Source organism: Flavobacterium lindanitolerans, assembly GCF_002846575.1.
In the GTDB taxonomy this organism is placed as follows: Bacteria; Bacteroidota; Bacteroidia; order Flavobacteriales; family Flavobacteriaceae; genus Flavobacterium; species Flavobacterium lindanitolerans.
In genome coordinates this window covers 14,705-27,707 of the sequence record NZ_PJND01000012.1, presented here as the reverse complement: position 1 = coordinate 27,707, position 13,003 = coordinate 14,705, and the positions used below count along the sequence as shown (strand labels likewise).

The 13,003-nt window shown below is 36.4% G+C and carries 10 protein-coding genes; 6 read left to right on the top strand and 4 right to left on the bottom strand.

Features of this window, described 5'->3' with window-relative positions; translation table 11 throughout:
* Positions 1–6: 6 nt before the first annotated feature.
* Together B0G92_RS16065 and B0G92_RS16060 are read right to left on the bottom strand one after the other, a co-directional pair.
* A complete protein-coding gene (locus B0G92_RS16065; RefSeq protein WP_101472999.1) occupies positions 7–1,671 on the bottom strand; it encodes a hypothetical protein in 1,665 nt (554 codons plus the stop codon).
* 3 nt (positions 1,672–1,674) lie between these two features.
* A complete protein-coding gene (locus B0G92_RS16060) occupies positions 1,675–2,826 on the bottom strand; it encodes a glycosyltransferase family protein (protein ID WP_101472998.1) in 1,152 nt (383 codons plus the stop codon).
* A 66-nt stretch (positions 2,827–2,892) separates the two neighbouring features.
* On the opposite strand from B0G92_RS16060, the gene B0G92_RS16055 reads away from it, so the two are divergent.
* On the top strand, positions 2,893–3,963 hold the full coding sequence (locus B0G92_RS16055; protein WP_180326464.1) for a glycosyltransferase: 1,071 nt from the start codon (positions 2,893–2,895) through the stop codon (positions 3,961–3,963).
* Between the two features lie 3 nt (positions 3,964–3,966).
* A complete protein-coding gene (locus B0G92_RS16050; protein ID WP_101472996.1) occupies positions 3,967–4,365 on the top strand; it encodes a sugar 3,4-ketoisomerase in 399 nt (132 codons plus the stop codon).
* On the opposite strand, the gene B0G92_RS16045 is transcribed toward B0G92_RS16050, so the two are convergent.
* Positions 4,356–5,300: a glycosyltransferase family A protein gene (locus B0G92_RS16045; RefSeq protein ID WP_101472995.1), complete on the bottom strand. Its 945-nt coding sequence runs from the start codon at positions 5,298–5,300 to the stop codon at positions 4,356–4,358. The two genes, B0G92_RS16050 and B0G92_RS16045, sit on opposite strands and share 10 nt — an antisense overlap.
* Before the next feature lie 81 nt (positions 5,301–5,381).
* Between B0G92_RS16045 and B0G92_RS16040 the strand changes: the two genes are divergently transcribed.
* On the top strand, positions 5,382–6,506 hold the full coding sequence (locus tag B0G92_RS16040) for a glycosyltransferase family protein (protein ID WP_101472994.1): 1,125 nt from the start codon (positions 5,382–5,384) through the stop codon (positions 6,504–6,506).
* Here B0G92_RS16040 and B0G92_RS16035 read toward each other — a convergent pair.
* Positions 6,503–7,186, bottom strand: coding sequence for a cell division ATP-binding protein FtsE (locus tag B0G92_RS16035; protein WP_056072895.1), 684 nt, complete (start codon positions 7,184–7,186; stop codon positions 6,503–6,505). The genes B0G92_RS16040 and B0G92_RS16035 overlap by 4 nt on opposite strands.
* 233 nt (positions 7,187–7,419) lie before the next feature.
* Here B0G92_RS16035 and B0G92_RS16030 point away from each other — a divergent pair, with 233 nt between their 5' ends.
* The 3 genes from B0G92_RS16030 to B0G92_RS16020 all read left to right on the top strand — a co-directional run bounded on the left by B0G92_RS16030 (position 7,420) and on the right by B0G92_RS16020 (position 12,828).
* Positions 7,420–10,437, top strand: a complete 3,018-nt coding sequence (locus B0G92_RS16030) for a tetratricopeptide repeat protein (RefSeq protein WP_101472993.1) — start codon at positions 7,420–7,422, stop codon at positions 10,435–10,437.
* A gap of 32 nt (positions 10,438–10,469) precedes the next feature.
* Positions 10,470–12,227, top strand: coding sequence for a TonB-dependent receptor (locus B0G92_RS16025; protein ID WP_101472992.1), 1,758 nt, complete (start codon positions 10,470–10,472; stop codon positions 12,225–12,227).
* Between the two features lie 151 nt (positions 12,228–12,378).
* Positions 12,379–12,828, top strand: coding sequence for a hypothetical protein (locus B0G92_RS16020; protein ID WP_101473025.1), 450 nt, complete (start codon positions 12,379–12,381; stop codon positions 12,826–12,828).
* Positions 12,829–13,003: the final 175 nt, after the last annotated feature.

The window sequence follows — 13,003 nt, the reverse complement described above, 5'->3', positions numbered from 1 at the left end:
TCTTTTTTAATGAACTGATTTCCTTACAATAGTGGGGTATATTTCATTTTTTTCCTGAGTGTTGAAAATGATGAAATGCGCTGTTTCATCTATTTTTTTGAAATTTCGGTAGATATACATAGCGGTAACACTAAAATCATCTCTGTTTTCAAACATAAATTCCTCGCCTTCCAGAAAGCTTTTTTCGAAAAAAATAAAATTTTCCTTTTTTGCAGCAATCTTTAAAATCCGTTCCGGATCTCTGTTTATCTCATTATTTGTGAGCCAATCTGCCGGTAACACGCTTTGGGTGTTAAAAACATAATGGACCATAGGAAAACTGGGAGCAACAATATAATTATTGCCATACTTTTTGACCAGAGATTTAAGGTCGAGCAATTTTTCGCCAGTGTCCTTATTGGTTATAAGGTACTTTAATTTTGGTGAAACCTCAGTAAGCGAATAATTTAATTCTGAAAATGGTTTTTCTCTATACGGTTTTAGATTTGAAGAATAAGCCAATACTAAAATGATACTACCAGTAAAGATAAATAGCTTTTGGTTGTATACTTTATCTAATTCTTCTTCAAATAAAACGGTAATTGAAAGGATTATTCCGGTCGAGAAGAAGATAGGATAATTATAGCCCATGCTTATAGAACAGCTCCAGGCAATCAAAAGTACCAATAGGATAGGAATGAAATAGTAAAAACGCTTCCAATCTTTTATTATCTTACTGATTATGGCAAAAACAGTCGAAAGCATTGCAATTCTGGAAGCGATTAAAAAATCGCTGAAAAAGCATAAGGAAAGAGAGAAAATAAGTAAAACAATTGACAGGTTTTTTAAATATCCCGGAATCGTCAGGGGTTTCTGCTTTGGGAAGTAAAACAATAAAAAAGCGGATACGATAAGCAAAGGAATAAAAACAGAGATTCTGGGATAAGTAATTATATAATCCAGAAAACCGGAATAAAGAAGGTCTTTAAAATGGGTCTGTCCTGTGGTTTGCTCTAAAAACTCATGAATTGAAGAAGTACAAGCCACCCACGAGAGGAAAAGCAGTAAAAAAAGAACCAGATACAAAAAGAAAAACAGGCCTTTTTTAATGCCTTGCAAGCAGGTTATAGCAAACAGAAACCCAAAGGGAATCAAATAAAAGGACTGTTTTGTAAGCGATGATAATACGCAAAAGAGGGCAATTGCCAGGAGCTGAAGGTTGCTTGATTTTTTACTTAAAGAAAGGATATACAATGCAATGACGGAGAAAAACAGACCGTCTGTTGTAGGCCATGGATAGGCGGTAAAGTTTAATAAGGAAATGACAAGCCCAAGTATCATTAAAGCCCATTTGTTGAACTTTATTTGCTGCGGATAAAAATTGGTAAAACTTTTGACAGCCAGAACTACCTGTAAAGCAAACAACAAATAGTTTGTGACTTTTATAAAATAAAATTGGCCAATTTCAGGAAGTATTTTAATAAAAATGGCTTGAAAATATAGTGTCGACGGTGGGGCTTTGTATACAAAATCTTTATAAACATCCTGTCCGTTAGCAATTCGCCAGGAGTAACCCGGAATATACCCCGTATCCCATGTTTCAAAACCATACCTTGCCGTGAAAAGACAATATACAGCAAGGATAAGAAAGAATAAAAGACGATAGCTACTATTGGCCTGAATTGTTTTCATGAATTAAGGGTTAGTTGTATTCCAGCTTTCGGTATATATTTCAGCGATTTTGACAAAATGGTGTTCTTTTTCAATGAATTGGCGAGCCCTTTTTCCAATCAAAGTCAATTCTTCCGGGTTTTCAATCAAAAACGAAAGCTGTTGTACTATAGATTCAACATCAGGCAAAGCATTAATGGCCACACTATCCGTTAGCTGATAATACTCCTGAAACTCTGTTTCAGCTCCTGTAAAAACAACTTTTCCTAATGCCATTGCTTCTAAAGCATTATAGCCCTGGTCGAAAGCATAAATCTGGTCGAGAATAATATGGGCCGAACGTATATGTTTTTGGTACTCGTCATACGGCAGACTATTGACAATTCTGATTTCGACCTTATTCCCATATTTTAATTCTATTTTGGATAGTGCCTCTAAAAAAACAGAACTTCCTTTTTTGACAGCGCTATACTTGTTGACTCCATGAAAAATAACAATCTTAGATGGGATTTCCATCGGAATAAATTCAAGCTTATCGGTATTTATCGGATTAGGAATGAATGTGAAATCGAATCCTGTCTGTTCCATCGGGATTTTATAATCAAGGTCGGATACTAACAGCCCGTCGCAATTTGTTTGTACAAAATCAAAAAGCTTACGCTGCTGGTTGTTGGTATAATTCAACGTATAATTATAGTACTTTTTGGTGGCGGCTGGATTGTTGAAATAAGGTGTGAGTACAGAATATTTCAAATTGTTTTTTAGCAGGACATCAACAATTGGAGTCTCGTCTCCGCAAATCAAAAGAAATTTTTTTGAGTTTTGGGCAAATAGCTTTTCATAAAGCCTTAACGCCAATTTGGGATAGGTTTCTATAGCATTGGAATTAATCAGCTGAACAACATCGTAACCTTTTAGTATTGGCAGTAGTTTTCGAAACTGATAAGCTCTTTCATAGGCTTCAAGGTCCAGCCGAAACAATTTTCGGGTAATCCTGTTACAGAAGCGAAGTAAGGAGTTGGAAGCTACTAATGTTGAAGAAATTGGAAAATCAACAGGATATTTTTTAAAATCATCTCCGGTACCCACAATATGCACTTCATGTCCTAAAGCAGTAAGTCCTTCCTTTAATGAATTGTGTAACCGGCTGAATTCTCCAACGAGTAGAATCCTCATAATTGTTTATATTTGTTTCAAAAATAATTAAAAAAGTAGCAACAGATGCATCAAACCAAAATATGTTTGATAGGAATTACTCTTTCAAATGGTGGCGCGCAAAAGATTCATGCTATTTTGTCAAATTTTTTTTCCAGCAAAAATATAGAGGTACATAATATTGTCATCTTAGATGAAGTGACTTATGATTTCTCAGGAGAATTGCTAAACCTGGGCAAACTGAAAGATAAGGGAAACGGGATATGGAATAATCTGAAACGGTTTCTGATACTGAAAAGATATATCAAAGAGAATAATTTTGATTATATAATCGATGTAAGAACCAGAAACAACCAGATTAAGGAATTCCTGATGACGAAATTTGCTTACAAAGCACCGTATATCCCCATGATTCATAGCTATAATACGGATTGGTATTTCCCTAAAAATAAATTTTTAGCAAAAAATATCTTTTCGAACGCCTATGGTATTGTTTGCATATCGAAAGAAATAGAGGAGAAAGTCAGGAACAAATACGGTTATAAAAAACTGAAAACAATCTATAATCCGCTTGAAATTGATAAAATTGTATCCCTGTCAAAAGAAAGGATAAATTTGAATTTCGAATATGTTTTTGCGGCAGGGCGAATGGTTTTTGATAATAATAAGCAATTTGATAAGTTGATTCGGGCATATGCGGCCTCGAAGCTTCCTTCCCAAAACATCAGGTTGGTATTGCTTGGAGATGGTCCGCAAAAAGAATATTTACAAAACGTAGCACAATCTGAAAAACTTGGAGACAAGGTAGTATTTTTGGATTTCCAGAACAATCCGTTTCAATATATGAAATCGGCACGATTTACTATTCTGGCAAGTAAAAATGAAGGATTGCCCAATATTATAACAGAATCATTAGCCTGCGGTGTGCCTGTAGTGGCCTTTGATTGCAAGTCCGGACCGCGGGAATTGATTGAAAATGGCAAAAACGGACTTTTGGTAGAAGACCAGAATTTCGATGCCCTTGTCAAGGCAATGGATGAAATGAATGAAAATGAGGCATTACGTGCAACTTGCAGAGAGAATGCCTTTGAAAGCATAGAACGCTTTTCGGTAGAAAAAATAGGTGCCGAATGGCTTGAATATTTAAAAATAAAATAGGTAATGAATATTGAAATTATTGAAATTCCTAAAATAGAAGATTACAGAGGAAACATAGCCGTTATTGAAAATGAGGTTGTTCCTTTTGAAATTAAGCGTGTTTATTACCTGTTCGATGTTCCCAGCAGTTCCTACAGGGGCGGTCATGCACATAAAACATTAATACAGTTATTGATTCCGCTATCAGGAAGTTTTGATGTAATGTTGAGTGATGGTAAGGAAAAACAAGTGGTTACACTTAACAAACCAGATAAAGGACTTCTGATAAAACCAACAACCTGGAGAGAATTAGGGAATTTTTCGTCTGGTGCCGTATGTCTTGTTATTGCTTCAGAAGTCTATCAGGAAGAGGACTATATCAGGGAATTCGACCAATTTATAGAACATGTAAATCAGTCATAAATTGACACCAGAATATTTTTGCGCTCAAGATATTTTTTAAAAGCATAGAATTTTCGGGCAACAAAAACAGGCATCGCCATTACCAATTTGGCTTTTAAGGGAATATTGGTCTTGTCAACAGATTGCATATAGAAATTGTAAGTTTTCATATCGCCCGCCAGTTTATGCTGTATGGCAAAAAAAACTCTGTGAAGGTCGAGGTATTTCTTTAATGACGGGTTTTGTTTCTCTTCTTCCTGAAATTCATCCAATTTAGCATAAGAACGTCTTAGCGTTTTTTCCAATGAAATCCTGTTTTCCGCATCAAGCACATGTCTGGAGGAAATTTCATTATCAAAAGCCACATCATATTGCAAGGCAAGGCGAATCCATAAATCGGTATCTTCTCCGGCACCTAACGTAATTGTGGTTTTAAATGCTTCTATTTCATTCAAGATGGTTCTTGGAACGGCAACTGCCGAAGTCCAGGCTATCCTGTCAATATAGCTCGACTTAAAAAAATCCTTTACAATTCCCTGCCAAGGATGGGAAGGAATGTCAATATGTTTTGGCTTTATTACTTTATCAGCATTAAAAAAACGCTCATAATTTGTGCAGTAAAGACCACATTCCGGGAACATCTTATACAGATTGGACAATTGCTCTAAATGGTTAGGAAACCAATAATCATCAGCATCAAGGAAAGCAACCAAAGTGCCGGAAGCTTTTGTTATCCCGTAGTTTCGTGCTTTAGAAACGCCTTGGTTTTCTGTAGAGAATAATCGGATTCTGGCATCGCTGATTTCTAAGGCTCTTGCTTCACTATTATCTGTAGAACCGTCATTTACCAGAATAACCTCAAAATCGCTAAACGTTTGCGCCAATAAGCTGCTTAACGTATTTCTAATGCTGTTTTCCTTGTTGTATAAAGGTATGATGACGGAAAAAAAAGGCATTCTTAAAGAGGTTATGAGGTTTTTGTCAAAAGTACTTTTTTTATTGAAATAAGCCTAAAAACTGTATTTTTGTTTTTATCTATGCAGAAAAAAGAACTTCATATAGTTAGCTTTGACAACCCGTTTCCTCCCAATTATGGAGGTGCCATCGAAGTTTTTTATAAGATAAAAGCACTGCATGAGATTGGTTATGCGATTTATCTGCACTGTTTTGTAAATTCTGTGCCTGAACAAAGTCCGGAATTGGACGCCATTGTTTCAGAAGTATATTTCTATAAAAACTCACACAATCCATTTTATTTCTTTTCAAAAACCCCGTTTTCTGTACTTTCCAGAAACAACAGGGAACTTTTAAATAACCTGAAAAAAAATAATGCCCCTATTTTATACGAAGGCCTAAAAACGGCATATTGTTTTGAAGATAACCTATTGAAAAATAGGGTGAAAGTCATCCGGTTGCACAATCTGGAACAGGATTATTTCAAGGGAATTGCGTTAAGTGAAAACAATCTGATTAAAAAGGCCTTGTATTTTCTGGAAAGCAAAAAGTACGAATCATATGAAAAGAAATTACAACACTTTGACAAGGTTCTGGCGCTTTCCAGGTTTGAAAATGACTATGTCAATTCAAAATTCCATAACTCATCCTATATTCCCGTCTTCCATGGCAATGAAAAGGTTGAAATTATAGAAGGATTTGGTAAATATGCTTTTTATCATGGAGATTTAAGGACTTCCGACAATCGAAAGGTTGTGAAATATCTTATTGAGGTTTTTAAGAATTTGGATTATAAGCTTGTAATAGCCTCAGGGTCAAAAGAAAAAATGGTCAGGAGACTGATTAGGAATGCCCCAAATATAGAATTTGTATTTTTAAAAGATTTCGAAATGCTGAAACAGCTTTTGGGCGAGGCACATATTAACCTGATCCTTTCCTTTCAAAGGTCGGGCACCAAACTTAAATTGCTGAATTCTTTATTCAGGAGCCGTTTCTGTATTATCAATGAGAATATTATCGATGATGAAATCGTCTCGGATTTCTGCATAAAAACAGATTCAAAAGAGAAATTAATTTCCCTTATTAATTTCCTGAAATCGCAACCATATTTGGATGGCGAAAAGAAAAAAACTGTACTGGAAGAATATTTAAATGATAGGGCAAATGCCCAAATCTTATCCGGAATTTTAGAAAGCCTAAACCGCTAAACTGTTCTTTGAACCACTTCAAAAACAGAACCGCTGTCACATTTCAATGTTTTGGAAGGGAATTTCATCAAAAGGGCATAATCGTGTGTTGCCATGATGATTGTTTTTCCGTTTGCATTGATTTTTCGCAATACATCCATGACTTCAACACTGGTTTGCGGATCAAGGTTTCCCGTAGGCTCATCTGCCAAAATAATTTCCGGGTCATTCAGCAAGGCTCTTGCAATCGCAATTCGCTGCTGCTCTCCTCCGGATAGCTGATGCGGCATTTTATTGGCAAAGTTCTTCATGCCCACTTTTTCCAAAACTTCTTCTATCTTAACCTGCATTTCCTGTTTGTCTGTCCAGCCTGTGGCTTTCAAAACAAAAATCATATTTTCCTGTACGTTTCGGTCAGGAAGCAATTTGAAATCCTGAAATACAATACCAATTTTACGTCTCAGGTAAGGAATGTTCTTTTCTTTAAGTGTCGCCAGATCATAGTCCACAATACTTCCTTGTCCTTCCGTTAGAGGAAGATCAGCATACAAAGTTTTCATGAAGCTGCTTTTTCCGGAACCGGTTTTTCCAATAATGTAAAGGAATTCGCCATGTTTTACTTCAATATTTACATTCGATAAAATGAGGTTTTTCTCCTGATAGATATTTACGTTTCTTAAAAAAAGCACAGGTTGCGACATAGTAATCTTGTTTATGTTGTAAAAGTAATAAGTTAACGTGCTTTATCAAAATTAAATTGCAAATCGTTGTTTTTAATTTCTGTCGGTTTGTATTCTTTTGAGTTTCAATGTTCCCAAACCGCAATAGCATAAAACTTCAAATGTTAAAAAAGATGTTTACAATAAACACAAAAGAGCTTCCGTTATAAACTTAAGAATTTGATATATTTGGATATTAAACAAAACCATTAAAAATGCACAGACTTTCAAGGTTATTTCTGTTGTTTTCATTTATAGGGACCGCTCCGGTTTTTGCTCAGCAGACAGCAATTTATACCAACGATTTAACGGAATACAATAAAGCCGTTTCGCTTTATAACGACAAGCAGTATCAGGCTGCCCAGATTATTTTCGAAAAAGTAAAAGCTGACAACAGCAATAAGAATTCGGATATCGAAGCGGATTGTGCTTACTATATAGCGAACTGCGCTATCCGCCTGAATCAGGCTAATGCTGATCAGATGATGGAAAGTTTTGTAGAAGACTATCCGACCAGTACCAAGCAAAATCAGGCCTATATTGAAGTGGCGCATTATTACTTTGAGCAGGGTAAATATCCGCAATCGCTCAAATGGTTTGACAAGGTTGACGAAGGTTCGTTAAGCAATAATGACAGAGAAAGATATAACTTCCAAAAAGGCTATACCTTTTTTACAGCGGGAAATAAAAAAGAAGCTACAAATTATTTCAACCAGGTGCTGAATTCAAAAGAATACGGTTCTCAGGCAAAGTATTATTTGGGTTTCATGGCCTATGAGTCGGATGATTATACCAAAGCCACCAAATTATTTGATGAGGTTTCCGGTGAAGAAAAATATCAGGAGAAGATGTCTTACTTCCAGGCAGACATGAATTTCAAACTGGGCAAATTTGATAAGGCGATAGAATTGGGGAAAGCGGCGATGGCTAAATCAAATGCTTTGGAAAAATCGGAATTGAACAAAATTATAGGAGAGAGCTATTTCAATTTAAAAAAATACGATCAGGCAATTCCATACCTGAACGAATACAAAGGGAAAAAAGGAAAATGGAATAATACCGATTTTTACCAGCTTGGATATGCTTACTACAAGCAAAACGACTACGAAAATGCAATTTCACAATTCAATAAAATTATTGACGGACAAGATTTTGTAGCACAGAATGCCTATTATCATTTAGGAGAAAGCTACTTAAAAACCGACAGGAAGCAACAGGCGCTAAATGCCTTTAAAAATGCTTCTGAAATGGCATTTGATGCAAAAATCCAGGAAGATGCCTATCTGAATTATGCCAAACTCAGCTACGAAATTGGTAACTCTTACCAGAGCATTCCTGCCGTTTTAAACGGTTTTATTGAAAAATATCCAAACAATCCGAGTCGGGCAGAAATCGAAACACTTCTAATCAACTCCTACATCACCTCAAAAAACTACAAAGAGGCGCTGACATTATTGGAAAAAAATAAAGCTTCTAATAGAGAGGCCTATCAAAAAGTTACTTTTTACAGAGGTTTGGAATTGTATACGGATGGCAATTATCAGGAGGCGCTTGCCATGTTCAAGAAATCTTTAGGAGAAAGAAGCAACGCCAGATTCACAGCCCGTGCCACTTTTTGGAAAGCAGAAACAGAATATGTTCTGGATAGTTTTAAAGAAGCAGTGCTTACTTATAAACAATTTTTAGGTGATGCCGAAGCTAAAAACACGCCGGAGAATAAAAACATTTACTATAACCTGGGTTATGCCTATTTTAAGCTGAAAGATTACGATCAGGCTGCAACCAACTTCCAAAGCTATATTTCAGGTCCAAAAGACGATAAGGTTCGTCTGAATGATGCCTATTTGCGTTTGGGTGACAGTTATTATGTTTCTTCAAAATACTGGCCGGCAATGGAGGCCTATAACAAAGCTATTGAAATCAAAGGCGTTGATGCAGATTATGCTGCTTATCAAAAAGCAATCAGCTATGGTTTTGTGGCCAGAAACGAAAAGAAAATTGAAGAGCTCAACAGCTTTATCAAGAACTTCCCTAAATCACAACTTCGTGACGATGCCCTTTATGAGTTAGGAAACACCTATGTAGCAGAAAAAAAGACCGAAAGCGCTATTCAGACCTATGATAAATTGATTGCAGAATACAGAGAAAGTTCCTATACATCAAAAGCTATCCTGCGTCAGGGATTGGTGTATTACAATGCAGAAAAAGATGATCAGGCACTAACCAAACTTAAAAAAGTAGTAGCCGAATTTCCAAATACTCCGGAAGCTCTGGAAGCTGTATCGACAGCAAGGCTGATTTATCTGGATAAAGGAAAAGTAGACGAATATGCTACCTGGGTAAAAACGCTGGACTTTGTTGAAGTATCTGATGCAGAATTGGATAATGATACATACGGAGCGGCTGAAAAGCAATATCTTCAGAATAACATCAAACCCGCAATTGCAGCATTGAGCGGTTATATAGCGAAATTCCCGAACGGAATCAATTCTCTGAAAGCAAATTTCTATCTCGCACAATCCTATTTTGCGGATGGTTTGGAAAATAATGCCATCCCGAATTATGAATTTGTAATTGCAAAACCAAGAAATGAGTTTACAGAGCAATCGCTTGCAAGGCTGTCTCAGATTTTGCTCAAAAAAGCGGATTATGCAAAAGCAGTTCCGGTTTTGAAAAGATTAGAAGCGGAGGCCGATTATCCGCAAAACATAACATTTGCCCAGTCCAATCTGATGAAATCGTATTATGAGCAAAAAGATTATGCTAATGCGGTAGTATATGCCGAAAAAGTTTTGGCAAATGCGAAAACAGACGACAGGGTAAAAAGTGATGCCCAGGTTATAGTGGCACGTTCTGCAATAAAAATCAATGACGAGGTTAAAGCCAAAGCAGCCTATGCAAAATTGCAGACCATTGCTAAGGGAGAACTGGCAGCAGAAGCATTGTTTTATGATGCCTATTTCAAAAATAAAGACGGGAAATTTGAGGCATCAAATACGGCCGTACAGAAATTGGCCAAAGACTATTCCGGATATAAATATTTTGGAGCCAAAGGACTGGTTGTAATGGCGAAAAATTTCTACGGACTAAAAGACAGCTTCCAGGCAAATTACATTTTGGAAAGCGTCCTTAAAAATTTTAAGGATTATCCGGACGTTATTGAAGAAGCCCAAAAAGAATTGGATATTATTAAAGGAGAAGAAGCCAAACGCAACTCATCCATCCAGAATTAATCACATCTCATTCTAAATACAATTTAAGTAATATGACACATAAAACCCAATATAAGATTGCTTTATTATTTCTTTTCGCTGGCCTGCAAGGCGTTTTTGCCCAAAAGAAGGATGAGAATATCGGAACCGAAGTTGTAAACGTGGTAAAGCCATATACGCCAACTATTTCTGATGCTTTTAAAGTCAAAGAAACACCGCCATTGGAAGACGAAGACAATACAAAAAAGGAAGAAATCAAATACAACATCTTTTCCTTTCCGGTAGCTTCTACTTTTACGCCGGCAAAAGGAAGGGCTGCTTCTGTTGACAAGGCAAAACAAGAAAAATTATATAAGAATTATGCGACTTTGGGTGTTGGAAACTATGGTACGCTGAATGCGGAATTGTTTGTAACCGAAAACCTGAACCGTAACGAATATGTGGGAGGAATGCTTCGCCATCTTTCTTCGCAGGGAGGTATTGATGACCTTTTGCTGGATGACAAATTCTATAATACATCCCTTGACCTGACATATGGGAATCAGCAAAAAGACTTTTCTTGGAATGTAGATGCCGGTTATCAACACCAGGTATATAATTGGTACGGATTGCGAAATGACTTTGCCAATGATCTGGCTGATCCGCAAGACAGGCAAGACCTTATAAACAGTATTGATCCGCAGCAAACCTACCAGAATATTTATTTGGGAGGCCGAATCAGTGCCAAGGAAAGTATCTTTAAAGAAGCAAGCCTGAAATTCAACCATTTCTCTGATGCTTTCGGTTCTTCAGAGAACAGATTTTATGTAAAACCTACTGTTGGTTTTGAAATTTCAGGAAACAAGATTAATGCAAATTTCATAGTGGATTATCTGGGCGGGTCTTTTGAAAAAGATTATTTTGGTACAACAGCTATTAATTATGGTTTTACCAATATTGGTATACAGCCAAGTTTTGTATACCAGCAAGATGACCTGACAGTCAACCTGGGAGCCGGGCTTTTTTATAGCATGGATAATGAAAACAGTGATAACAAGTTCTTTGTTTATCCACAGATTACCGCTACCTACAGAATCGTAGGGGATGTCATGATAGCTTATGCCGGAGCAGAAGGTAGCCTGAAGCAGAATTCATACCGTGATTTTACACAGGAAAACTTTTTCGTGTCGCCAACTCTGGCAATTGCTCCAACCGACCAGAAATATGATATCTATGTTGGTCTAAAAGGAAAAATAGCCAATAATGTCAGCTTTAATATTAGAGGTTCATACAAAAATGAAGACGGAAAGGCTGTTTTCCTCAGCAATCCATACAACAATGAAAACCCAAATCAGGAAGGCTATGCTTTTGGGAACTCCTTTAGTGTCTTATATGATAATGTAAAGACGATGAGCTTTTTTGGAGAGCTGAAGGCTGATTTTTCTAAAAACGTTTCTTTTGGCATAAACGGAACATTCAATAGCTACAAAACAGATGAATTGGCGGAAGCATGGAATCTTCCGGAACTTCAGGTAGCGGCAAACCTTGACTTCAATATTACTGAAAAATGGTATGCAGGAGCCAGCGTTTTCTTTGTAGGCGAAAGAAAAGATGTTTTTAGCTACACTTCCCTGTTGAGAAACGAATTAGAAACTGTAACCCTGGATAGCTATTTTGATTTGAATATGCATGTAGGATATAAATACAACGACAGGCTTACGGCTTTTCTAAAGGGAAATAACCTCACCGGTCAGGATTATCAAAAATGGCTAAATTATCCTGTACAAGGAATCCAGGTTTTGTTGGGGGCAAGCTATAAATTTGATTTTTAATAAGTCGAAAGTCGAAAGTCAAAAGTCGAAAGTCAAAAATCTAAAATCACAAATATCAAAAAGCCTGCATTTACCTGTAGGCTTTTTTATTCCAAAAAGAAATCAGCGAAAATCAGCGTCATCTGTTTTATCCGCGACTAAAAAATACCCAATGACACTCAAAGAAAAAACACTAAATTATTATAAGCAATTGGTACAGGATAAAATCGATGCCTTTCAGGATATGATTTCAAACCTGACAGATGATGCCCAAAATGATGCAAAGGGCTCTGCCGGAGACAAACATGAAACAGCACTGTCCATGATGCATCTGGAGCAGGAAAAACTCAATCACAAGCTAAAAGAATTTCTGGAGCAGAAAGGCGTCCTTGACAAGATTGATGCTTCAAAAGAAACCAAAATAATTACCTTGGGAAGTGTGGTCAAAGCAAACGGAATCTTATTGTTCATGAGCGCAGCACTTCCAAAAATTAAAATAGAAGAGAAAAACATTATTGCACTCTCACCGCAATCACCATTGGGAAATAAGCTTCTGGGTCAGCAGGTTGGTTATAGTTTTGAAATTAACGGCACAAAATACCTGATAGAAGAAGTCCAATAAAAAAGAAATTAAATCACCATCCAAACGGATGGTTTTTTTATGAAATAAACCAAATGGGCTGTTTTCAGACGGATAAAATTTCATAATTGCTAAAAAGTTTTTATTTTAATTTTAATTTGTAACTAAAAATAAATTTATAGTTTAATAAATAAAACAAAAACCACAAATTTGCTTT

Excerpts from the sequence above, each read along its gene's own strand:
- B0G92_RS16060 (WP_101472998.1), bottom strand. The coding sequence starts at position 2,826 with ATGAGGATTCTACTCGTTGGAGAATTCAGCCGGTTACACAATTCATTA.
- B0G92_RS16030 (WP_101472993.1), top strand. The coding sequence starts at position 7,420 with ATGCACAGACTTTCAAGGTTATTTCTGTTGTTTTCATTTATAGGGACC.
- B0G92_RS16050 (WP_101472996.1), top strand. The coding sequence starts at position 3,967 with ATGAATATTGAAATTATTGAAATTCCTAAAATAGAAGATTACAGAGGA.
- B0G92_RS16020 (WP_101473025.1), top strand. The coding sequence starts at position 12,379 with ATGACACTCAAAGAAAAAACACTAAATTATTATAAGCAATTGGTACAG.
- B0G92_RS16045 (WP_101472995.1), bottom strand. The coding sequence starts at position 5,300 with ATGCCTTTTTTTTCCGTCATCATACCTTTATACAACAAGGAAAACAGC.
- B0G92_RS16035 (WP_056072895.1), bottom strand. The coding sequence starts at position 7,186 with ATGTCGCAACCTGTGCTTTTTTTAAGAAACGTAAATATCTATCAGGAG.
- B0G92_RS16025 (WP_101472992.1), top strand. The coding sequence starts at position 10,470 with ATGACACATAAAACCCAATATAAGATTGCTTTATTATTTCTTTTCGCT.
- B0G92_RS16040 (WP_101472994.1), top strand. The coding sequence starts at position 5,382 with ATGCAGAAAAAAGAACTTCATATAGTTAGCTTTGACAACCCGTTTCCT.
- B0G92_RS16065 (WP_101472999.1), bottom strand. The coding sequence starts at position 1,671 with ATGAAAACAATTCAGGCCAATAGTAGCTATCGTCTTTTATTCTTTCTT.